The sequence below is a fragment of the Bradyrhizobium sp. USDA 3315 genome (assembly GCF_054056795.1).
This window is the reverse complement of sequence record NZ_JBSRYP010000001.1, coordinates 4,930,247-4,953,135: the sequence shown is the minus strand read 5'-3', so window position 1 is coordinate 4,953,135 and position 22,889 is coordinate 4,930,247. Positions and strand designations below refer to the sequence as shown.

The following is a 22,889-nucleotide window of genomic DNA, read 5'->3' as shown; positions in this document are numbered from 1 at the left end:
ATTTCGCCCGCCGCGCCTCGCTCAAATCCGAGTCAAATGTGGGTAATTGAAAGCTCAGCTTGCCGCTTACACAACATCGACGTCTATGTGGATTACTCCGGCACGCTGTGGGTCAACCAGTTTCCCCGCACCGATATGCCGCCGCGCGAAACATTGCTCGCCGAGTTGAAGGAGATCCTGGCAAAGCAGGACATCACCCTGCTCGGCGCGCTCGGTTTCGAGAACGCCTATGCGCTGGTGATGCCCCGGCAGCGCCGCCGATGCACTCGGTATTCAATCGATCGCCGACCTGGCTGCGCACGCGCCGCCGCTGTCGATCGCGGGCGACTACGAGTTCTTCTCGCGCCCCGAGTGGACCGCCCTACACAAGGCCTACGGACTGTCATTCCGCACGCAACGACAGATGCAGCCCGATTTCATGTATGCGGCAGTGGCGAACGGCAACGTCGACGTCATCGCGGGCTATACCAGCGAGGGAAGGATCAAGGAGTACGATCTGGTGACGCTGGCCGATCCCGAACATGCGATTCCGCCCTATGATGCGGTCCTGCTGCTGGCACCGCGGCGCGCGTATGATGCGGCGTTGCAGGAGGCGCTGAAGCCGCTGCTTGGCCGGATCGACATCCCGACGATGCGCGAAGCCAATTTGCGCGCCAGTGGCAGCAATGCGAGCTTTTTCGCCCGCCGCGGTGGCGCGTTGGCTGTGGCAGAGGATCGGTGGGCACTAGACGCAGGCACAGAGTGTCAAATAACTGGGAGCACGGTGTACACGGAACGGTTAACCTTCGCACCGGTCGATCGGCTTCAGCGCCGGAGCTTGGCGCGCTCGGGGCGGTGGAGGCGTCCGGCTCGGCGGCGCTAGCCATTGCGGCCTCATTTTTCTGCGGCCGCCCAACGTGCAACGCGCGTGTCAACGCGATCAGCGTCGCCAAGCCGTGCCGTACTTTGCCTGGCCGGCCGGGCACTACGACGGCCGAATGATCCAATTGGCAAGAGAAGCCGGTTATATGGCTCTGTTCACCATCGACAATGGCCTCAATCAGCCCGGAGACAACCCACTTACGATTCACCGAACGATGATCCACGGCTGATGTGACGAAACGACCTTCGCACAGATGCTCCGCGATGGCATCTACCGAAACTGCAAACTGAAAGCGATGAGTGAGCATTGAACGACATACGCGGGTGAATTGCTCCAGGTTTGCCGGAGGCTCTAACTCCTGAGAGGATGGAGCAACGACGAGCAAGACGACGAGCAGATTTTCACCCGAGCCACCCGGCCAGCCATCTCTGAATTTCATCCCATCCGGCGTCTCACCGATAGGCCGCGAACTGCATCGCGCGACCTTCGGGGACTACTGCATTGGAAATATGTGTGATCGGCGGCCAGTCGGGCTCCGCGAAATCAAAATCGATCTCGATCGGTTCCCCATTGCTTTGGATCACACGCGCCAACGCATCGGTTACGGCGGCGGTCGCCAAAACGGCGTGCTCGCGGTCAGACGGGGTCAGGGTCGGATCGCTCGGCGCGGCGTCGAATGGCATAGCAGTCTCCCGGCTCAAGCTGGCAGGGATCACCGGAGATTGTGGGCTTTTTATAGCGTTCCTACAGGTTCCCCATAGAGAGTCTAACCTCTTTTAGGGCACTTGCTCGATCGCGTTGCCAGCGTTCCGATATCTCGACCATGCGGTGTGCTGATGGATCGTGTGTCGACCCAAATAGTTGGATTATAGCCAGTGGTTTAAATATCCGGGCGCAGACATGATCGGCGCATGAAAGCTCGTGCTCTTGTGGCCCTAAATGTGCGTCGGATCCGCGTGGATCGCGGTATTTCGCAACAGAAGCTGGCTCATGAGGCTGGGATTGACTGCTCCTATTTGGCTCGCCTCGAGCGGCAATCGGAAAATCCAACAATTGATATCCTTGATCGCATCGCCGAAGCACTGGGTGTTCATCCATTCGAATTGGTTGTTCAGCATTCCAAACGCGCCAAAGCTTCAAAGACGTTGCATGAAGGTCGTAAGCGCGCGCCTCTCACACCGCCGAGGAGAGGATAGTTGATCGACACTTGGTCGCGCTCAGTGCCGGCGAATGGCGCCTTGCGCGGTGCGATGGAGAATGCCGAAGGTCTCTCGTCTGGAAGTTGTCTCGACGGTTCCGCAGGCTTGCTCACGAACGCCGTCGCGGCGTCGTTCGTGAGCGACGACGTGGTCAAACTCTTTCTCGAATGGATCAGAGACTATTCCGAACTGCACTTCGCGGTCAATCGGCGCGGGGTGAAGGCCTTCCGCGCCCGTCGATCGAGGGCGACTGGCCGTATCTGTGGATCGACGCCACTTACGAGAAGGTACGCCAGCAGGGCTGCGCATCGTGTCGGTCGCGGTCGGCGTCAACAGCGATGGCCGACGCGAAATTCTCGACGGCGTTCCTACGCAAGCTCGTCGGCCGGGGCTTGCGCGGCGAGGGTATCAAACGCATGCACTTCATGCGCAACGTACTGGCCCATGTCGGCAAGCGCGGGCGGCGCGTTGTCTCTGCCTTCATCGCCACCGCGTTTCCCAAGGATGATGGCGAGGCTGCACAAGCGCAGTGGCGGAAGATAGCCGACCAGCTCCGGCCCCAAGCTACCAGCTCGCCGACTTCCTCGAAGAGGCTGAGACGGATGTGCTCGCTACATGACGTCCCCCCCCCCCCCCCGCGGCACCGGTCCAAGCGTAAGACCGTCGTATAATCGCGGGATTTGCAAGCGCCTTTTTGGTGCGGAGGTCGTTTGCCGGGAGCATGGTCGTCTACGCGGTCGACATTGGTCGCCGCATCATGGGGCTTCGCGGGACGAGCCTTTTCACGGCATCCTATTGCCGGGAGGCGCGGTCAGCGACATACCGCAACTTAGATGTTAGCCATTCCGTCCAGGAAATGGCATCCGCTTTTTCAAGAGGTTGTTCTTTTGCATATTGAAAAAATGTGTCCATTAGTTCTCCTCTTTCGTTCCGCAACACCTTCTTTACCGCCTTGCTCGTTGTAGATTCGTCCTGCCTTCTTAATCTTATTTGGCGTTCTATGATATGTGCACATTGCACTTTGTCGGAATTCTGCAACATGTCTGCCAGAGTCATCAGCAGCGTTGTACGCCCCATGCCGCCCCGGCAATGAAAATGCAAATGAACATCACCCGTATGAGCGACGCTTCGTAACTCCGATACAAGTTTATCTATTTCGACATCCGCGGGGCGCGCATGATCTGGTGTCGGAATGCGCAGATACGACGCACCCTTTCTTTTAACTAATTCCTCTTCCGTTTCTATTTTCGCTTCACCGAAGTCGAGAACCTTTGGAGGCGCCGAAGAAGCCTTCCCTTTTGCGACACTCCCGGATTCTATGGTCAGACCAAAAGGAAATTTAGTCAGTAGTTTTGCGAGCTTCTTTGTCTCCTTCGCGGGAATAATGTCAGCAGCCTTTTCCACGTTACCCCAATTATAATTATCTGCAGCAAACCAGGATATTGGTTCTCCATTTACGAATCCATGGAACTCTTGCCTAGTATCTATAATGACGAGCCGTTTTGGATGTGTCAGTGTAATTAGTTCTTCCAGCTGCCGCTCAGAAAATTGTTCACTTCCAGACAAGCTTAAACCGTGAAACCCGGTCAAGTCGCATCCCTCCAACCCAGATGCATCGGATGTGGCGCGAAATCTAGAGGGTTCAATCTTGTCATATACAAGTGTTGGCGGATTTTGGTCAGGTATTTTCTTCGGTATTGTTGTCGGTGGAATTCTAAATGGCTTGCGTGACTCAACGCTCGATGAGGCTGGAGCGCGAGAGCTGAGGTCGGCATCTGGCGGCATTTGATATGAAAGACCGACAGGCTTGCTGGGACCACACCGCATTAGTCTCTCCTTTGAACAGCAAAAAGATACACGATAGCAGGAGTAGAACTTCCTATACAAATTACGCGCCAGTTCTCCCTTGATGCATGTCAACGTCGTCAGCGGTCGTCAAGTGCCGACCTCGTCATCGCGCTTCTGCCACCGTCGCGTAACACTCGATTCCCAAAACCGGGGATTAACCCCGCTGAGATCGAGATTTAAGGCTATCTCGCCGCCCTGCTCGAGATCTCCGAGCGGGCGGCGAACCTCTGACCAACGAAATGCGCCCTGTAGGGCGCCTGTTTAGTCACCGATGCCGGCGGTCAGTACAAACGAGATCCATCGCTCTTCCGAACCGTAACGTCGAAGCCCTTCCCAGTCATGCATTCCTTGTAAATGCCGCCTTGGGTGTAAGTCCCTTGCGGGCCGAAAAAATTGCTTCCATCGTTCCAGCTTGCGCCAGACAAGCAGCACGGGCAGCAGCGTAATTTTTCTTGGCGGCCGCAGCGGGTGACTGATTCAGCGTGAGGGCGACGAATGCCGCTACGACGATTGGTGCTCTCATATCTCCCCTCTTTTCCTTTTCTTTTCCGCCGCTACCTTGGCCAGACACGCGCGTGTCTTCACCGCCGGCCCCTCCGGCACGCGACGGACCTGCCAATCTTCCTTCTGGTAGCCCTGCGCGTTCACGCACGCGACGCCTGCTGCTGTCCACTCAGCTAAAGCCGGCCCTATGCTGAGCATAATAAATGCCGCTGAAGCGGCCCTTGAAATCATGAATTTCATAGCACTCCCTCGAAAACCAGGAAGTTAGCCGCGCAACTCAAGCGGGTAAAGGGAGCTTGCATAAAAGTTCAGTTCGACGGCCATTCCGAAGCCAGACGATCTCCACGTCTTCATTCTCTTCGACCTGTCTACCAACTCCGGGCTAACGCCGACCGCTTAATTGCAGTGGTCGCTCGCTGATATATACGCTGGCTGTTGTCCATGAGCCTCAGTCCGCCAAGACATCATCGTCCGGCAAATCGATGGCGTAGCCGCGCCGCGGCGAACTTGCGCTAACGCTTTGGTTGCACTACCATTGGTTCGACAATTGCATCACCAGAAGGGGTAATGGAAGGTGTGGTCGCGCCCTTCCGCATCAGACTGCGCACCCGACGCGGGCCTGAGAGAGCTCATCTGACAGTTTAGGCAGGTAAAAGCCTCCACTGATATCTGCCGCGTTTCTCAGGATATCTGATCATCGGCGCCGGTGTCTGTCCGTCATACGGGCGCGGATTCAGCGGTGTAGTCACCCGTGCGGCCGAACCGGGCCGTTCGACCGAGTCGCACGTTGGCGTGTGTTCGCAGCGATCGAATTGATCGATGGAACCATCTTTTTTATTGATGATGCCCTGCCGCTGGAGCTCCATTCGAAGGCCTTCTCGTGCTCGTGCTCGCCAAGCTCCCCGTTGCTCATGGATCAGGGGTGCATCAATCGGTCCAAACAGTGCGCGATGACGCACGCAGAGCTGCGCAGGAAAGTCCCAATGCGTGAGATCCCATCTAATCCGTCACTGACACGGCGCCGGCGATGATGTCCTGATGTGCCTTATGACCACGAACAGGCGGTCACGTCGGTCGCGGTAGAGACACGGATTTCTTCGTGCCCCCGCCCAGATCCGTACGTGCGGAACTACCGCATACGGCTCCTGCCTTGGGTCATGACGTATACCTTGGGTTGGGATGCGGATGACATGCGCGGACTTTCGGGATGTATCGCCCAATGAATCGTCGGAACCTTTCCCAGGTCATGCGAGAGCGCTGGCTGCGTCGACGAAGCGAGCGCGGCCAGGCCGGCAGACCTCGGCGCGGAACATGCCGAGCCGCTTCAGGTTCCCCGGGATCGCGTGGTAGTTCAGGTATCCTTGCATCACGCGACGAAGCCAAACGCCGGTCTCACCGATAGGCGCATGGCGGCGTTTCATCAGGTCGTGTCGTATCGCACTCAGCGTCGCCCGCAAGCGAGAGGTGATGGTCACGCGCCGCGGGTCACCGCACAGATGTGCGTGAACCCGAGGAAATCGAACGTTTCCGGGCGTCGTTGCCCCCGGCGTGCGCGGCGCTCGGCCGCGTACCGTCCAAATTCCAATACCCGCGTCTTCTCCTCATTCAGAGACGGACCGAACTTCGCCATCCGCTCACGCAGTGCGTCGAGAAAGTGCAGGGCCTCGGACTTTGTTTCGAAGCCCATGACACTGTCGTCCGCATAGCGGACGACGATGACATCCCCTTTTGCCACCTACTTCGCCACTGATGAGTCCAGAGGTCGAAGACGTAGTGCAAGTAAATGTTAGCAAGAAGCGTGCGGAGTACCTGCTCGCGCTACGGACTTCAATCCACCTTCGACAACGCCAGCGGTTAACCACTTGCGTATCAGTCGTAAGAGTCGGCGATCTGCGATCCTGTGCTCGAGGAACTGCATCATCCACTCGTGATCGATCGTATCGAAGGAAGCGGCCACAGACTGCCCATCGCCATGATATTCCGGCTTCGGTGACGATCACGCGCACGCGACACGCTTTCGAGGGTCGCGTGCTGGCCGTGATCGGCACCATTAGGCGACGCGGCATCCGCTATCTCCTCACAGTTCTGCCGGACGGCAGCCGATCGTTGCTCCCGGCGAGCTGGACCGATTGGAAGGCGGAGCCGCTTGGAGGCACGCCGCCCATCGAGGCCGATGACGCTGTCCACGAGCTCGGCAGGCTCGGTGATTTGCTCCACTTGCGCAAGCTGGTCGACGCTCTCTGCATCCGGGGTGCCGAGTCGGCGCCGTGCAGGGAGAGCTGCCATGCAATTGAACCTGGAGTTTTTCGATCAGCCCGATGTTCCACCAACCGCGCCAGTCGCGTGGGAACAAATCGACGAAGCCGCCCGCATGGCGGCAATCGAGGTTCTGGCGCGCCTCATCTCACGCCTGCTTCAGAACCGCCCGTCGACGGAGGCAAGCGATGAATGAGCGCGTCAAGATTACGTCAGGTCATCTCGCTCGACAGGCCGTCGTCTATCTGCGCCAATCCAGCGCCGCACAGGTCGAGCACAACCGCGAATCGACCGAGCGGCAATATGCGCTTGTTGGCAAAGCGCGCGACCTCGGCTGGCCCGATGACCGCATCATCGTGATCGATGAGGATCTTGGCCTCTCCGGCTCGGGCGCGGTGGCGCGTTCGGGCTTTGCCCGCCTGACCGCCGAAGTGGCGCTCGCGCACGTCGGTCTGGTGCTTGGTCTCGAAGTCTCGCGGCTCGCGCGCAACAATGCCGAATGGTACCGCCTGATTGATCTGGCCGGATTTACCGACACGCTGATCGGCGATGCCGACGGCATTTATCATCCGGCCGTGTTTAATGATCGCCTCTTGCTGGGGCTCAAAGGCACGATGAGCGAAGCCGAACTGCACGTGCTGCGGGCTCGCCTGAACGGTGGAATCCGCAACAAGGCTGCGCGCGGCGAACTGCGCCGCGGTCTGCCGGTTGGCTTCGTCTGGGGCGAGGCTGATGGCGAGGTCCGCTTCCATCCCGATGAGGCTGTCGTTACCGCCATTCGCCATGTTTTTGCGCGCTTTGCCGAGGTGGGATCGGCGCGTCGCGTTTGGCTCTGGTTTCGTTCTGAGGGGCTCACGTTCCCGCTGCAGCTGCACGCCCGCGCCGAGATCCGCTGGGTCGAGGCAAGCTACACCGCCATCCACCAGGTCTTGACGAATCCCGTCTATGCCGGCGCCTACGTCTATGGCAAAACGCGCCAAGAGACGATTCTCGACAGCACCGGCGCGCGCAAGAAGCGGATTCGGTTCTTGCCGCGTTCCCAATGGCAGGTTCTCATCCCCGAGCATCATCCAGGCTTCATCGATTGGCAGACCTATGAAGCAAATCAGCAGCGTCTCGCCGCGAACACGCGACCTCAGCCCCACAAGGGTGGCGGCGCCGTGAGAGAGGGTAGCGCCCTCCTGCAAGGTCTTGCCAGTTGCGGCCATTGCGGCCGCCGCCTGCATACCCACTATCGCGGACGCAATGCTTCGCCAGGCTATCACTGTGCTGGCAAAGTGCTGGTCGAGAACCGAGGCGTCTATTGCCTCAATATCGGTGGCGTTCAAATCGATGACGCCATAACCCAGGCGTTCATCGCCGCCTTAGAGCCCGCAAAACTGACCGCAACACTCACCGCCGCGGAACGGCTGGAAGCGGATCGCGAGGCGGCGCTCAAACAATGGCGACTTGCCGTTGAACGCGCCAGCTACGAAGCCCAGCGCGCTGAACGGCGCTATCGCGCCGTCGATCCCGACAACCGTCTCGTCGCGCGCGGTCTCGAGCGCGAGTGGGAAGCCTGCCTGCAGGCGCTGGAGGCCGCAAAGGCCGATCTTGCGCGTCGTGAGGCCGCTCGTCCCCATACGATCAGCCAACAGGAGCGTGACCGCCTGCTCGCGCTCGGACCTGATCTCGTCTCCGTCTGGAATGCAAGCACGACGACGCCGCGCGACCAGAAAGAGTTGCTCCGGACACTCCTCGACGAGGTCATCGTCAAAGTCGATCGCGATGCCTTTGCCGCCCATTTGGCGCTGCGCTGGAAGGGCGGCGCGCTGACCGAGATCGATCTCGCTTTGTCCCGGTCGCGGCCAGCGACGATCCGTACCAATGAGGATACAGTTGCGCTCCTGCGCCGACTGGCAATGCATTATCCCGATGCCGTGGTCGCCGGCATCCTCAACCGGCAAGGCCGCACGACCGCCTATGGCCACCGCTTCGACCGTAATCGCGTCGGTAATTTACGCCGGCACTGGAAGATCCCGAGTTTCCAAGACAAACCGCAAGCCGCCGGCGATCTTTTGACCATCAAGCAGGCTGCCGCCGCGCTTGGTGTCGCGCCCTCGACGATCCATCGTTTGCTCAACGACGGCATTATCGCCGGCGAGCAGCTCACGCCAGGCGCTCCCTGGCGCATTCGGCTGACCGATGAACTCAAGGCGCGCTTCAACGGCGAAACGGCCGACGACTTTCTGCCGATGCGCGAGGCGATGCGGGCGCTCGGGGTGTCGCGCCAAACCGTCTTGCAGCGAGTCAAGCGCGGCGAACTCGAAGCCGTGCACGTTGTACGCGGGAAGCAAAAAGGACTCCGCATCAAGGTCTTAGCCCCGCAATCCAGCCTTTTTGACCAACCTGCATGAACCAGGGGGTATTATGAAGCCACGTCCAATAGTCCTTTGATGTCGAATTCAAGAACCCAATCATACTTCCAGCACCGCTCGCGCGTAACACCCACGGCATCCAGGGCCGATTTCTTCGGTCTGTAACCATAGGAGTCTGGAAGAAAAATTGGATCAAGAATCGGTTCAAGGTACTGCGCAACAACCATCTGCGCGATGCGATCGCTGACGGTCGGAACATCCAGAATCCTTTCGCCATCTCCCCCTTTTTCGGAATGGAGACTGCACGCACTGACGGAGGAAAGTAGCTGCCCGAGCTCATCCGATTCCAGATCTTATAAAGGTTGCCCTTCAGATCTTTATCAAACTCCCCGAGCGTCTGCCCGTCCACGCCAGCCGCACCACGTTTGGATTTAACCGCTTTATAAGCCCGAACCACACTTCTCTTATCGATGCTAAACGGCTTGCTTGTCGTGATCGTCGTATTCATCGTGTCTCCAGTTGGTCCATGATCACAACCGTCCTGATCCGACCCCTTTGCTCCGGCCCCATTACAGAGCCTTCAACGCTCTTACGAGTCGGTCCGCCCCAGACCTTGGCATCGGTACTCTCGCCTCGCGATTTTGGTCGCTTCAGCTTCTCCCTTGGCATCCAGAGTCTGGTTCCTGCAGTTCCACGCGAAAGCCTGCATCCGCTTCACGCCCCCTCTACGCCGGTTGCTGCCTACCCAGTAGTCAGGTTGCCGATAGGCTTATCCCAGAAGATTGAGCCGCCTCTGGTTTTAGCAACGTCCGCCAGCTTTCGACGCGTCATCGAGGGTTCATTTTCATTCGTCTCGCGAACGCTCACCTGCCCGAATTTCTCTTCGGACTTTTGATCCAACGCTCACGACCACACCTTTTGAGCGCAGCCGCTTGGACTGGTTTGGCGCCCGCGCCTGAACGCCGATCCCGGAGGGCCCACCCCCATCTTTTCGCGCAGCTTACGCACATGGCTAGGCGTTCATCTCGAACTCTCCTTTTCTATGCTGCTGCAGCACACGCTCAATGGCTGGCCTGCGGTTTCCCCTGTCAACGCTTCGAAGTCGCCCTCACGGACGCCTCCGCATGACTCGAGGTCAGGGTGGGTCGCTACTCCTTTCCTGTATCGAACTTTCATCGACTATCCTTCGCCAGTTTCACTGGCGTGCGCACTACGCATACGACGGAAGACCGCCTGATTGATGCATGCGCGCGGGCACAGCGAGGTCTATGATCGTTGGGTGAAGGCCAAGCGGCCTGCTGACCGGCGGGCTTGTCGGTTTGGCGCAGGAGCTTCCATTCCCAGGGCAGCAGCTACGGATACACATTTGCGACATCGTCTATCGGTTCGCCGGCATACTAATAGCGCGATCGATACGTCCGAACTGACCCGACGTGACACGCGGAGGCCAGTTAAGGCCGAGCGCGGGCCATCCTGAAGCTGCTCGGTCGCACGCATCGGTTGATTTGCCCAACGGCGGGGACATGAGTCTGATAGCGACCGATTTCCAGCCGAGAGTTTACGGTCAAACAGCCACGACCTAAGCGTAGGAGCGGTGAATGCTGAGCTGGCCTTCGACTATTTGCGACGCTTGAAGCGACTGTCGGCGCGAAGGAACTTTGCGACGCGAAGGAAACGTTGGAGTGGATGCGGAAGACGGTGCGCGGAACATTGTTTTCGGTAACGGCAAGGAGAATGGTGCAGCATACCAGGCCTTCTGGGAGATAAATGATAACCAAATTGCACTGCTGTAGCGAATATTGTGATCACGGCCTAACGATCACTTTTTGTGGCGGCCGGCGTAGTGACTTTGGCAGATCGGGGCCCGCGCCAAACCGCATGACGACGTCTGGGCGGCGCTGCCCGATGCCGAGATATGAGGCAAATTGCGTTCTCAACGCCGCCACCTCGACGGGTTGATTGATGAACGCATACTTGAGACCAAGAGCTGTCACCTGCAGCCCGAAGCGTTGGCATGAACGACCCACCGCGACCCAATGAGCTCTGTCAGCGGCATCGGCGGTCAGGATGACAATGCCGGCCGAGCTTTCGATATGCTCGCGATATTTCTGGTTCTCTCCGCTCTCGGTGAAGAATAACCGAAGAAGCGGCCGCGCGATCCAACCCGGCAATGCGAGGTTGCCGGTGGCGCGGGAGAACAAGCCGTCCATCGCCGTAACCGCATCGGCCTCGCTGAAACGCATCCAACTCACCAGTTCATCCATGAAGGCCTTGTCGCGCATTTGCACCGAATTGCCCTGAAGCACGTAGTCGATGACGTTCACGATCCTCGTTTTGTCGGTTATGAAGATTGCCGACACGCCGGGTTCTGCGCAAGCCTTCTCGAGTAGCGCCAAGCCGCCTTCCGGTCGGCCGTGATACCTGGCGCGCGTGCATTGGCGCACAGGTATGGCTTCAAATTGCGTCGACCTGACAACCGGTCCTGGCTCAAGCCCCACGGTAATGGCGTCACCGTCGAGGCTGGGGCTGGCCCTGAGTCCAATGGCGGACGCCGCCAGCACGAGGTTCTCCGTCGCGCATCCCAGGCTGACGAATAGGTGATGATCGTCCGGATCCACCGCCGGGCACCTGCGCGCATAGTCAGGAGTAATGGTGATCCGTGTATCGCTCGCGTTGAAACGCCAAGGCTGCGTGTTGTGGCTGTTTGCGGCAAGGCTGGCAAACCGCACGAGTTCCTGATCTCTCGGTGCGCTTAGCAACGGGGCTCGAATCTCGCGTGCAACATCCTCATAAGTCATGGATGCTGCCGCCGCAGGCGACGCGTAGTTCGTCGAGCTAGCTTCGAATCCAAGCAGGGCGCGCAGAACGTCTCGACGGTCGAACGGCATGGTTGGCGCCTTTAGAAATCCATGTGAGTGTAACCAACGGATGCAAGGCGGGCCTTGATCGAAATCAATCGAAATGTCCACTGCTGGCCGCAGCTCCGTCGTTGCCGGCGACGTCCCCCGGGTAATTCACCCCGACGCAACGATAGAAATCACCTTCCTGTCTGATATCGAGCATGGCATTTGGCCATCGTTCCACGTCGACTGATCCAATCATGCGGGTCTGTAGCGCGCGCTAGCTTGGACGAAACTAAGCGGTACCTCACACCATTTACCATCTCAGCAATGGACACATAGAAGCGAGCTTCCAGCACCGTGTGGCCATCAATCTTGTGGCGGGTGTCGCAGATGATCCGGCCAAGCCGTGTCCGCGGGAATTTGCGCTGGGAGTCGACGAGGACGTTCAAACTTTGAGTGGTAAAAGTGCCGAGTGGGCACAAAATCCTCCGCGATTTGCAAACCGAAGAAGGCTGGCGCATCGCGCACAATATCAAGGTTCTCCGGGACCGCTTTGAGCCGGAGGTGGTGGCGAAGGAGCACGCGGCCCTTCAGGCTTCTCGATCTCGCCGGGCAAGGGGTGCGAGAGGAACCTGTAGAGCGTCGGGAGCCGATACGTTATCTCCGATGCTTCCGCAGTGGTGATCTCCTCCCCCGAAGCTTCCTTGTATATGCGTCGAAACTCTTCGAGCCGCTCGGGCGCTACCTCGTGACCGGTGATGTGTGATCGGATCCTACGAAACGCGCTTGCGAACCATAGACCCGGGATTGTGCCTCTGATGGTTCGTTTGTGACGCAGTAAGACTAGGGCGCACCGCATAAATCGAGATTGATCGGTGCGGCTTACTCGATGTGCGCTTATGCTCCCGACGCCGACCAAGTATCGCAGCGCGTCGAAATGACGCGATGGGCCAATTCCGGAATCAGCGCCCTTGGTCCTTTTAAGTGTTTGAGCCTGCCTACCTGAATTCTTGTCCATATTTGAGAGCGATCGAGTTGATTTGCCCCCGCGTCAATTCCTTTCGCGGTTCGCCGGGTCGGCTGCAGGTTTCGCGAAGGAAGCCGTCGAGGCCTTGGGGGCACCATGACCCACAGCAGAACTAGTTCCTGATCTGGACTACTGAAGCCATGCCACGTGTTCTTGGGTATGAAAATCGTTCCACCTCTTTCGCAAGAGTAACACACATCGTTGAGCGTAACCGTGCCACTGCCTTCCAGAACGTAGAAGGCTTCGTCTCTGTCGAGGTGTCGGTGAACTGGAATGCCTGACCCCTTGGGTAACTGCTGCGTGCCAAGGCCGAGATTGTTGGATCCTGTTACGGGGTCGACCATGATGAAGACGTTGCCGCCATCACGAAGATGGATCAGGTGTTCACCCTCGCTGGCACCAAGCACATAACCCTGCGGCAACGGCACCTACGCAAGCGAGTAGGTGCGGGACTTGGAATTGCCGTGTCAGGCTGCGGGACGCTGCGTGTCGGCCTGTGCTGGTTTGCGCATCTATTGGAGCTGTGGTAGTGCGCGGCGATCTCCTGTACACAGCTTGGGTCATTTTTGATGGGACTGACCTCGCTCGCGATCGTAGCGGTCGCAATATTCATGAAATGAGGTGAGCGACCTAGCGTTCAGCTGCGTTCGGTCATATGCCCAATGGCCCCGGAATTGCAGAGGCTTGGTTGATGCTTCCCGAGGCGGCAACAACATGGATGGCTGGATAATAACGGTCGCTGTTTTCAATGAACGCGGCGACGACGAAGAGTTCAGGCACATAACCTACGTGGTTGCCGTCGCTGACCCGGGGGAAGCGGTGAGGATGACCATCGCTGAGTCCGGCGCAAAGGCCGCAATGCTCAATTGCCCGATCGAAGAGGAGCAGTTGCAAAGGATCGGCGTGAAGCCCGGCGACCTTAAGGTCGTACACGATACCGGATTGATCCAATCGTCGCACGCCATCGGCGTCATTAGTTCGCGTCTGATTTCATTCAACCGCGTCGGGTCGACGACCATGTCATGTTCGGAAGCCGCGCGAGCGGTTAGCTGGCGCGCCTATGATAGCGCATCGCTTTGCCCTCTCTGAATATCTGGCACGCGAGTTGCTGAGCCAGATATGGCTTGGTCGCTTATCGAATGACCCTCGTGAGCGCTAAGCCGGTTGACGGCGTGCGGGCGGCTAGCCACAGGCGCTCGCACGCTTTTCTGATGGCGCGATTGATGAGCAACACGCGCGCTTCATTGACCCGTCTGGCACGTGAGTTGCTGAGAGGATTACCGGTTTGGCTGTTTATCCTCACGCAAACGCAGACAGTCAAGCTTGCGTAGCAAACTTCGCGCGGGTGGTTCCTCCAGACGCCCGCGCGTCTTTTCCGTAGCCGCGGGCACCGCCGCGCCTCGGTAACGGTGATACGCTGTGGAGATTGGTTCTATGACCCGTGAAGAGGCGTTGAAGAACGCGATAGAGGCGCTCACACAATGGTCTCAGGGGAAGATCGCAACGAGCGTAGTACTTGCCGCTATTGCGAAGCTCGAAGTAACCAGGCCGCCACCTAGACGGCGTCCAAAACGCAAACCCTCTACATAGGTTAGACTTGAGATGCCAGCAGGGTGGATGGTTTCGGTCGGCGTCGTCAAAGACGGCAAGGTTAGATATATGACTTATGCCGTCGCAATGGCTGATCAGGCGGAAGCTGTGAAGGCTTCATTGGCGGCCAGTGCGGGTGAAGCAACGATCGTGAATTCCGAGCTCCGCGAAGCCGATTTGAAGGGTCTCGGCTTAAAGGCCGGCGAGCTTACGGCCGTACCCGATGATCGGAAAGAATCGCTTATGTCGCGCGCGTGGCGTCCTCTCTAACCGCGTGGCGCTGCGGTGACTTAGTCAGGGTGGCTGCGAGCAATGATAGATAGCGCGGATAACATCACCACGGACGTTGGACCGCCTTTGAGCGACCTTACTGGGATTTACATGACAGCGGTTCAATTGGCCGCGCACTTCAAGAATACGCCAGCGACGATCGCCCGTTGGGCGGAACAGCCCAACTTTCCAAGCTCGCGCACTTCCACCGGTGAGGCAATGTGGCTGGCGACAGACGTGCAGGAATGGAACCGCCAGCGCCAGCGCGCATACCGCGCCGCGTTGCGCACTAAGGAGAAGATCCGGGAGGAGGCGGTCAAAAAGGCTCTGCGGCGCCAGCGTCTAGCCGCCGCGTTCTCTCGACGATACCCGGCGCGGGACCAGCGATCGACTATTCCGCCGCTCGAAGTGCCTCTCTCGCGCAAGATGATCGTCCAAGCGGATGGCTCGCTTGCCCCTGCGCCAACTGAAGAGCGTGACCGGCGGACGAAGTCAAAAAATGACCGCTGATCATGGCAGACAGGGGCCCATAGTGCTGATTCCGCTCGATGTCGCCCACGATTCCGGAATGATCTCGCCCACCGTTCCGATTTGATGTCGCCCGCCATTCCGAGATGATCTCGCCCACCATTCCGGGATGATGTCGCCCGGGGTATCGCAAGGGCGAACCCGGGGTGACGAGGCCTCTTCTGGCTCCGATACGGTCCCGCCTTTCGGCTTTGCGAAGGGGGACCTGGATGCCGACGGAGAGGTTTGCGATGCGCCATGTGCGCGATGTGATCAGATTGAAGTCGGCCGGGATGCCGACCCGCGAGATTGCGCGGCGGGTGGGGACAGCCCCTTCGACGGTGCGGTTGACGATCCACCGGTTCGAGGCAGCGGGGCTGACCTGGCCATTGCCCGACGACATCACCGACGCTGCGCTGGAAGCCCGGCTGTTCGCCAGCGCGGGAGCCGGTCCCGGCACCCGGCGGGGCCATCGCCGGCAGGCCGAGCCGGACTGGGCGGCGGTACACCGCGAACTCCGGCGCAAGCATGTGACGCTGTCGATCCTGTGGGACGAGTACATCGCAGGCGAACCCGGCGGATATCGTTATTCGCGTTATGTTGCGGCCAGATTTATGTTGTGCAAGGAGCTATAATTGCGGGGAGCATGAACACTGCGGGCATTGTTCACGCAACATAATTCGACGTCTGGGTAGCGAACCATTTGTCCAATGGAGGCTCGCTATGGATCAGACGATTTATTCCATCCCCTTGACCGTGCCCCACCGTGATGACGCGCCATTCACCGACGAGCGGTACCGGTACCTTCGCCACTGTGCAGAAGCCGGCGCGACCGCAGGTTCTCTCAGAATCAAGCGGAACGAGCTGTTGCGGATTGCCGCATATCTCGGTCCAGATGCTTCGCAGGGCATCGATATCGAGGCGCTCCAACGGATCGCGACCGAGCGTCTGCGCCTGACGGGCGCTGTCACCGCAGCACGAAGAGTGGTCGACATCGGACGACCTTGGCTTCGATTTCTAGGTTGGTGGCGTGAACCAACCGTCGTGTTTCAGTGCCAGAGCCAACTCGACCAGTATGTGACATGGATGCGCAATGAGCGCGGGTTCACGCCATCGACGGTGGAGCAATGGGGCCGGATGGTCGGCAGATTCCTGCGCTGGTGCGACAAAACCAATCGGCAACTCAGGGCTCTTCAGCCTGAAGACGTCGACGCCTATTTCGTCGACCAGGCGACGGGACGATGGTCCCGCGTTTCGGTGGCCAACACGGCCTCGGCCTTGCGGGGATTTCTGCGCTACGCGGCAAAGCGGGGAATGTGTATGGACCGCTTAGCGGCCTCGATTTGCCGGCCTCGGCTCTATCGTCAGGAGTCGTTGCCGTATGCCCCAGATTGGTACGACGTGCAGCGCATGTTGGCCGACGCCGAGACTGCCCCCCCCCCCGGGACATCCGTGATCGTGCGATCCTGCTGTTGCTCGCGGTCTATGGGATGCGCAGCGGCGAAGTGGCGGCATTGCGCCTCGATCAGATCGACTGGCCCGGTGGGACGTACGGCTTTTCCGCCTGAAGCGCCGCCAGCCGCAGATCTACCCGCTGGTCCTCTCTGCGGCTGAGGCGCTCGCCCGCTACATCGACACGGCGCGGCCGCTATCATCGTGCCCAGAAGTGTTCCTCTGCATGCACGCGCCCCGTCGACCGTTGAAGGCAGGGAGCATCTATGATGTCGCTAACCGCAGATTTGTTGCACTTGGAATCGACGCTGCCCACCGCGGTGGCCATGCGTTGCGCCACGCCTGCGCCTCCCGGCTTCTTGCCGAAGGTCTGTCGATAAAGGAGATCGGGGACCATTTGGGACATCGCAGCGCGGCGTCAACCAGCATCTACGCCAAGGTGAACATACACGCACTTCGCGAGGTCGGAGCGTTCGACCTGGGAGGCCTCCAATGATGCTGACCCATGTTGTTGATGCCTATCTGGCCAAGCAACGGTCACTGGGGGCGCGTTTCGAGTCCGCTGAGGTTCTGCTCCGCAGGTTCTGCCGAGCGATGGGCAATCGAGATATCGGCGAAGTCACCCCAGAGGCGGTAGCCGAGTTCCTCCAAGGCAAAGGATCGCTCAGTGCCACCTGGATGATGCGATATAGGATTTTGAGCGGCCTTTATAGATTCGCCATCAGTCGCGGGTACGCGGCATCCTCCCCACTGCCGACAACGTTTCCAAAGCTACCGCCGCAACAAAGGCCCTATGTTTATTCCACGGAAGAACTGCGCCGTCTGTTGGACGCGACCTCGATTCTGAAGGTTGGACATCGCCCTCACGTGCCAGCTATGTACCGTACGCTCCTCTTGTTGCTGTACGGAAGCGGCATGCGCATTGGCGAGGCGCTTCGTTTGGTCTTGCAAGACGTGGATCTGACTGATCAGGTCATCACTGTCCGTGACACGAAGTTCTTCAAAACGCGCCTCGTGCCAATCGGACCAAAGCTCAACCAGGAACTGGTCGAGTACGTCGAGCGCCGTCGCCGGCTCCCTTTGCCGAGCGGACAAGAATCTCCATTATTCACTACGCGCGGCAGTCGACCCTGGCACTATGTGCGGGTCATCTCCTGGTTTCAGCATGTCCGCCGAGCCGCCGGAATCGGTTGCCCTGTCGGCGAGCCTCGACCTCCACGGCTGCACGATATTCGCCACACAGCCGCGGTGCACCGGGTGATCGCATGATATCGCTCCGGCCAGGAGGTGCAGCGACTACTTGCGCAACTCGCAACCTACCTTGGCCACATCGATATCCGTTCAACCCAGCGCTATTTGCAGATGACGCCGGATCTCCTCCAGGCGGCCAGCGAGCGCTTTGCTCTGTACGCGATGGAGGCCGACCATGAAGGATAAGAGCCTGCTTGGTCCGTGGATCCGGCGATTCTTGCTGGAACATCTGGTCGCCGAGCGCAATCTTTCCCGCAACACCCAAGCCAGCTACCGCGACACGCTGACATTGTTGCTGCCGTTTGCCAGCAAGCAGGGAGGCTGCGCCATCGATCGCATGACCGTCGAAGAGCTGACGCCGGAAGTCGTCCGCAAGTTCCTGGACCACCTGGAGCGCGATCGCCAGTGCAGCGAGGTTACCCGCAACCAACGGCTGGCGACCGTCCATTCACTGGCGCGCTTTATCGGGACGCGTTCGCCGGTCCACCTGGCCTGGTGTTCCGAGATGCGGGCAGTGCCGTTCAAGAAGACGGCCAAGACCGCGATCGGATATCTCGAAAAGGCCGAGATGGACGCGTTGCTAAACCAACCTGACAGACGCACGAGTCTTGGGGTGCGCGACCATGTTCTGCTGCTTTTCCTATACAACAGCGGTGCTCGCGCCGATGAGGCAGCGAAATTGACGGTCGGCAATCTCCAACTGGGTGCGTCCCCGTCGGTGCGACTTCACGGCAAGGGAAACAAGGTCAGAATCTGTCCATTGTGGTCAACGACGGCAACCTCGTTGACTCGTCTTGTGGCCGACCGGAGCAAAAGTGAAGCGGTCTTTCTCGGGCGGACGAACCAGCCTTTGACGCGCTTCGGAATACACCGCCTCGTGACGCAATATGCCGCTATGGCGGGCGAAACGGTGCCAACGTTGGCGACGAAGCGCGTGAGCCCACATACGGTTCGGCACACAACGGCCGTGCACCTGCTGCGCGCCGGCGTCGACATCAACACGATCCGTGCTTGGCTGGGCCACGTGTCATTAGACACCACGCACATCTATGCTGAAGTCGACCTGGAGATGAAAGCAGAGGCGTTAGCCAGGGTCGATATCAGCAGCCTGAGGCCGCCGCCTCGGCAATCTTCTCTCCCGTCGTTGATGGCATTCCTGAAGGCCCTGTAGGGCGAAAGGGTCACACTCTTATGTTGCGGAGCGAGCCGAGGAGGTCGGCGAAATCCTTGGCTCACTCCAGCAGCGACAACATAAATCTGGCCGCAACATAACACGTGTAACCATAGCCGTCGGGATGCGCCGTCGGGTATTCCTGCCACAGCAGCGTCAGCGTCACGCCCTTGCGCTTGAGCTCCTGCGCCACCCGTGGCCACTCAGGCTCGCTCAAGTCCTGCGGGGGGCGCCCGACCCGCCGGAACAAGGCTCGCTGCAAGGCCGCCTCGCTCTCGTAAATCGGCGGCAGCGGCCAGCTCAAACCCGCTTCACGCGCTCGCAGCAGGTAGGTGGCAACCGAACTCTTGCTGATCTGCAGCCGTTCCGAGATCTCCCGAACCGACAGGTCCTGCTCGTACGTCAGCCTCAGGATCGATCGTAGGTCCTTCACAGTGGTTCGTTTCGCTTGCTTCCGTCTCGGCATTGCCCCTCTCAAACTCAGCTTGAGAGAGAACATTGCCTGAACGGCGCTCCCGAAAACCAACCTCCCGCAACTGTCCGCGATTTAGCGGAATCCCTGTCCCGGAATTACTGAAATCGCTGTCCGCGAATTACCGAAATTGCTGTCCGGAAATTGCCGAAACACGCATCCTGCCGTCTTGCCGGTAAAGCCGATCAGATCCGGCTTCTCGCGCTTAAAGCTGAATTCCGTCGTGTCATGGAGGACGAGGATCGGTCCCTCCGTCGCCGATACGCGCCCGCGCGTCGCCTCGAAATGACCGCAAAGAATATCCGACTCGTCGACCCGTTCGTGAAGAACTGGCGCCGGCGCCCGGCTCGAGCGGTGTTTCGAGCCGGGACGGTCTCGAAGAAGGCTCGGATGATGACACGCAAGAGCTCTGCGAGCCAGCGCAGCAGGGGCCGAAGTTATAGCCGGCAGCGGCGAGAACAGCGTTGATGCGGTCGCCGAGGCGTCCCTTGAGATAATTGCGGTCCATGCGGTGCTCGGCCTTGACGTGGCCGATGACGGGCTCGACAGCCGCGCGACGCTTCATCTCGCGACGGATGGAAGCTGTGACGCGGTGGACCTGACCCGAGATCCAGACCCTGAACCGATGCGGGTGGTTGTGACCGCGATATCCTTTGTCGACGTGGATACCGCGAGCCTCCACCCCGGTGAGCTTCTCCATGTCGGCGATTACGGGACCGAGCGTGTGCCCATCGAAGGGATTGTCATGCAGGGCCTTGGCATGGAGCACGAACTGGCCGCCCTTCGGAGACGTCACAGGGGTGGCGATGCTGACCTTGCAGCCGAACTCGTAGGGCGTGCGGGCTTTACCCTTGCCGATGCACTCAACCTCCGGAGCATGTAACGCATAGACCTTCGGACCGCGCTGATGCTGATCCTGGCTGCGCACCTGCTGCGCTAAACCGAGCAACGGGCCGAAGCGAGCTTCCAGCACCGTATCGCCATCAATCTTGCGGCAGATGTCGCGGATGATCCGGCCAAGCCGTGTCCGCAGGAACTTGAGCTGCCGCCGGGCGCGTTTGAACTGGTGGGCGTGGGTATAGCGGCCGGTCATGATGGCGGCGCGCTTGGCCAGGCGCAGATAGCTCTGGCGTAGCGGCACACGGTTGCGCTTGGCGAGCCCGACCAGCTTGATGATTGCTCGATGCAGCAGCCGCGCGTCGGTCGGATGCGCAACCGCCTTGGGCTGCACCGTGGTATCGACGACCACCCGTTCCAGGTCCTTCGGGCCGAGGGCGCCTGTCTTGTGCGCCACCGACAGACTTTCCTGGATTAGCGCAACGAGCTGCTCCTCGCCGAGCCGCTGCCGCCAGCGCGTCATCGACGATCGATCGAACGGCAGACGGTGGCAGAAGCTCAATTCGCCGCAGAAGTATTGGTAATAGGGATTCTCGATCCAGCGAGCGCACAGCACCTCATCTGCCAGGTTGTGCATGTGCTTCAAAATGAACAGGCCAGCGACTAGCCGCGTCGGCAAGCCCGGCTGTCCCGACCCTGCTTGGCACACCGAACTGAAGCGCTCATTCAGGATGTTCCAGTCGATCAGCGCTGCCAACCGCACCAACGGATGACCCATGTCGATGATCTGATCAAGCGCCGGAAGCAACAGGTCTTTCTGGCGATCATCCCGCGGCTTGCTCATCGCATTCCCCAATGTCGACGACGCCGTCAGGGAATCGCGAATCGCCCAAAAGCAAAACCTAAACGCAAGAAAGCGAGGTCCAATACCCCGCTTTCCTGCAAAATCGAATACTACATCAAGACCAATTCTGCTTATTTTTCAGGTCAATCCGCATTCTTCACGGACGACTCATTCACATCGAACCTAACCTGATACTGCCACTGACAAGTCATGCAATTCTCGCCATCTGGTCGCACCCGATTTGTCTTTTACGACCGCAAGACGCTGCCGCTCCCTCAGAGCAGGTCCGGTACCCATTGTGTCAACGCTGACCGCAATGTCAGGCCGATCATTGTGTTACAGCTCCTCTTTTTCGCAAGGCGCTCGTTGAACGAACGAAGACTCGATCACCATTCGCGGCCGATCTCCTCTCTGCTGTCCCGGCCGACACCGCGAACTCGTTTTACCTTGACATTGATTACCTTGCTCGTCGCTCACACCTCGTAGCCTATAGGCGTGGCGGCGAAGTGGCGACATACATCTGCTTGCCGCATAAGGCGTTGCCGAATTGATCGTCGGGCTGACGTACGAGACAGCCGACCTAGTTCATGCGCAACCGCAGATCCATGTTGAGATAGCGATGGTCCTCGAGTCAGGTCTCGTAACGCTCGATGGTCAGCGCGCGCACCAGCCTTAAAAACTGCTCTCGGCATTGGGAAAGGTTCGTACCACATAGGTGCGTCGCCGGATCTCCTCATTGAGATGTTCCAGCATGTTGGTCGATTCATGTGCTTACAGTGCGCCAGCGGCAGCCTGAAGGAGGTCAAGGTCTCCTCGCCCCCAGCCGGTGAGCTTGGGAGTATTTGCCCCCCATTTGTCGAGCCAGGCGGCCAGGTCACGCCGGACCCCAGCGAAGTCACGCCAGTCGTACATCCAGCGCAGCTCGAGCAGGCAATCGTCGTCGACCCTTGCAGCACATAGTCGAGCGCGTTGTGCAGGAAGTGCACATAACAGCGCGGCCAGAACACATCGGCCAACACTTCGGCGATCGGGTTCTTCAGTCCGCATGCTCATCGAAGACGACGAACTCGACGCCATGCAGGCCGCGGGCTTACAGGCCTTCCAAAAACTCCTTCCAGCTCAATCGGCTCTCCCGGTTGGCGAGTTCGACCGCGAGCACCTGACACCGGTCCTCCCGGTCAGCCCCGATCGCGATCAGCACCGCTTGACTCGCGATGATGCCATCGTCCCTGACTCTGCCTCGGCGATCAGCGCGATCAACAACCCCCTTTCTCCGCACCCAGAGTCTCCGTCATCTCGGCTTCGAGAATTTACTGCACCGCACCCTGGATCAGCGGCTTCAGGACCCCCTTGTCCCGACCCCAACACGGTGCCGATCGACGTCGGACCCCTGCGCCGTTTCACAATTGACCGCCAGCTCGTACTTGGTCGGCGTCTGCACAGGCAGATCAGCCGGGTTCGCTCTGGCCCTTATCAGCGCAATCATGGGCCATGCAGGAGCGGCCCCGACTTCTGCGGCCTCTTCCAAAGCTCGGACGAAGTAATCGGGCGGTCCTGGCCGTCCCCGCCCTCAGTCAAATCGGCCGCCAAATGCCCGCG

The 22,889-nt window shown here is 59.4% G+C and carries 17 protein-coding genes and 7 pseudogenes; 12 read left to right on the top strand and 12 right to left on the bottom strand.

Features of this window, described 5'->3' with window-relative positions; all coding sequences use genetic code 11:
* Positions 1–75: 75 nt before the first annotated feature.
* Positions 76–728 (top strand): annotated as a pseudogene (locus ACVIYL_RS22845) (glycine betaine ABC transporter substrate-binding protein); the annotation flags it as partial.
* Between the two features lie 586 nt (positions 729–1,314).
* Here ACVIYL_RS22845 and ACVIYL_RS22840 read toward each other — a convergent pair.
* The gene (locus tag ACVIYL_RS22840) at positions 1,315–1,545 is read right to left on the bottom strand and encodes a hypothetical protein (RefSeq protein ID WP_456779863.1); all 231 of its coding nucleotides are present in this window, start codon (positions 1,543–1,545) and stop codon (positions 1,315–1,317) included.
* Between the two features lie 228 nt (positions 1,546–1,773).
* On the opposite strand from ACVIYL_RS22840, the gene ACVIYL_RS22835 reads away from it, so the two are divergent.
* Positions 1,774–2,058, top strand: a complete 285-nt coding sequence (locus tag ACVIYL_RS22835) for a helix-turn-helix domain-containing protein (RefSeq protein WP_456779862.1) — start codon at positions 1,774–1,776, stop codon at positions 2,056–2,058.
* A gap of 227 nt (positions 2,059–2,285) precedes the next feature.
* Positions 2,286–2,674 (top strand): annotated as a pseudogene (locus ACVIYL_RS22830) (transposase); the annotation flags it as partial.
* Positions 2,675–2,853: 179 nt separating this feature from the next.
* On the opposite strand, the gene ACVIYL_RS22825 reads toward ACVIYL_RS22830, so the two are convergent.
* From ACVIYL_RS22825 to ACVIYL_RS22810, 4 genes are all read right to left on the bottom strand, one after another.
* Positions 2,854–3,651, bottom strand: coding sequence for a hypothetical protein (locus tag ACVIYL_RS22825; protein WP_456779861.1), 798 nt, complete (start codon positions 3,649–3,651; stop codon positions 2,854–2,856).
* A 595-nt stretch (positions 3,652–4,246) separates the two neighbouring features.
* Positions 4,247–4,432: a hypothetical protein gene (locus tag ACVIYL_RS22820; protein ID WP_456779860.1), complete on the bottom strand. Its 186-nt coding sequence runs from the start codon at positions 4,430–4,432 to the stop codon at positions 4,247–4,249.
* Entirely contained in the window at positions 4,429–4,653 is a 225-nt protein-coding gene (locus tag ACVIYL_RS22815; protein ID WP_456779859.1) for a hypothetical protein, read from the bottom strand. Before ACVIYL_RS22815 ends, ACVIYL_RS22820 begins: the two co-directional genes overlap by 4 nt.
* A gap of 1,231 nt (positions 4,654–5,884) precedes the next feature.
* Positions 5,885–6,148, bottom strand: coding sequence for a reverse transcriptase domain-containing protein (locus tag ACVIYL_RS22810; RefSeq protein ID WP_456779858.1), 264 nt, complete (start codon positions 6,146–6,148; stop codon positions 5,885–5,887).
* A gap of 549 nt (positions 6,149–6,697) precedes the next feature.
* On the opposite strand from ACVIYL_RS22810, the gene ACVIYL_RS22805 reads away from it, so the two are divergent.
* Both ACVIYL_RS22805 and ACVIYL_RS22800 read left to right on the top strand, forming a co-directional pair.
* Positions 6,698–6,865 (top strand): hypothetical protein, encoded by a 168-nt coding sequence (locus tag ACVIYL_RS22805; protein WP_456779857.1) that lies wholly within the window; start codon positions 6,698–6,700, stop codon positions 6,863–6,865.
* Entirely contained in the window at positions 6,858–9,065 is a 2,208-nt protein-coding gene (locus ACVIYL_RS22800; protein ID WP_456779856.1) for a recombinase family protein, read from the top strand. The genes ACVIYL_RS22805 and ACVIYL_RS22800 overlap by 8 nt, the downstream gene beginning before the upstream one ends.
* A gap of 23 nt (positions 9,066–9,088) precedes the next feature.
* Here the strand turns inward: ACVIYL_RS22800 and ACVIYL_RS22795 are convergent.
* The 4 genes and pseudogenes from ACVIYL_RS22795 to ACVIYL_RS22780 all read right to left on the bottom strand — a co-directional run.
* Positions 9,089–9,534 (bottom strand): annotated as a pseudogene (locus ACVIYL_RS22795) (reverse transcriptase domain-containing protein); the annotation flags it as partial.
* Between the two features lie 1,297 nt (positions 9,535–10,831).
* Entirely contained in the window at positions 10,832–11,914 is a 1,083-nt protein-coding gene (locus tag ACVIYL_RS22790) for an Acg family FMN-binding oxidoreductase (RefSeq protein ID WP_456779855.1), read from the bottom strand.
* Positions 11,915–12,766: 852 nt separating this feature from the next.
* On the bottom strand, positions 12,767–13,240 hold the full coding sequence (locus ACVIYL_RS22785; protein ID WP_456781870.1) for a cupin domain-containing protein: 474 nt from the start codon (positions 13,238–13,240) through the stop codon (positions 12,767–12,769).
* A gap of 307 nt (positions 13,241–13,547) precedes the next feature.
* Entirely contained in the window at positions 13,548–13,847 is a 300-nt protein-coding gene (locus tag ACVIYL_RS22780; protein WP_456779854.1) for a hypothetical protein, read from the bottom strand.
* Positions 13,848–14,513: 666 nt separating this feature from the next.
* Here ACVIYL_RS22780 and ACVIYL_RS22775 point away from each other — a divergent pair.
* The 7 genes and pseudogenes from ACVIYL_RS22775 to ACVIYL_RS22745 all read left to right on the top strand — a co-directional run bounded on the left by ACVIYL_RS22775 (position 14,514) and on the right by ACVIYL_RS22745 (position 19,137).
* Positions 14,514–14,756, top strand: coding sequence for a hypothetical protein (locus ACVIYL_RS22775; protein ID WP_456779853.1), 243 nt, complete (start codon positions 14,514–14,516; stop codon positions 14,754–14,756).
* A gap of 111 nt (positions 14,757–14,867) precedes the next feature.
* Complete coding sequence (locus tag ACVIYL_RS22770; RefSeq protein WP_456779852.1) at positions 14,868–15,266, top strand: hypothetical protein; 399 nt, start codon at positions 14,868–14,870, stop codon at positions 15,264–15,266.
* A gap of 248 nt (positions 15,267–15,514) precedes the next feature.
* Positions 15,515–15,862, top strand: a pseudogene (locus tag ACVIYL_RS22765) (helix-turn-helix domain-containing protein); the annotation flags it as partial.
* A gap of 124 nt (positions 15,863–15,986) precedes the next feature.
* Positions 15,987–16,877 (top strand): site-specific integrase, encoded by an 891-nt coding sequence (locus ACVIYL_RS22760; protein WP_456779851.1) that lies wholly within the window; start codon positions 15,987–15,989, stop codon positions 16,875–16,877.
* Positions 16,777–17,211 (top strand): tyrosine-type recombinase/integrase, encoded by a 435-nt coding sequence (locus ACVIYL_RS22755; RefSeq protein ID WP_456781869.1) that lies wholly within the window; start codon positions 16,777–16,779, stop codon positions 17,209–17,211. The genes ACVIYL_RS22760 and ACVIYL_RS22755 overlap by 101 nt, the downstream gene beginning before the upstream one ends.
* On the top strand, positions 17,208–17,984 hold the full coding sequence (locus tag ACVIYL_RS22750; RefSeq protein WP_456779850.1) for a tyrosine-type recombinase/integrase: 777 nt from the start codon (positions 17,208–17,210) through the stop codon (positions 17,982–17,984). The genes ACVIYL_RS22755 and ACVIYL_RS22750 overlap by 4 nt, the downstream gene beginning before the upstream one ends.
* Positions 17,985–18,141: 157 nt before the next feature.
* Positions 18,142–19,137, top strand: coding sequence for a tyrosine-type recombinase/integrase (locus ACVIYL_RS22745; RefSeq protein ID WP_456779849.1), 996 nt, complete (start codon positions 18,142–18,144; stop codon positions 19,135–19,137).
* Between the two features lie 97 nt (positions 19,138–19,234).
* Here ACVIYL_RS22745 and ACVIYL_RS22740 read toward each other — a convergent pair.
* From ACVIYL_RS22740 to ACVIYL_RS22730, 3 pseudogenes are all read right to left on the bottom strand, one after another.
* A pseudogene (locus ACVIYL_RS22740) lies at positions 19,235–19,603 on the bottom strand (sigma factor-like helix-turn-helix DNA-binding protein); the annotation flags it as partial.
* A 374-nt stretch (positions 19,604–19,977) separates the two neighbouring features.
* A pseudogene (locus ACVIYL_RS22735) lies at positions 19,978–21,290 on the bottom strand (IS5 family transposase); the annotation flags it as partial.
* 634 nt (positions 21,291–21,924) lie between these two features.
* Positions 21,925–22,536: pseudogene (locus ACVIYL_RS22730) on the bottom strand (transposase); the annotation flags it as partial.
* Between the last annotated feature and the right edge of the window lie 353 nt (positions 22,537–22,889).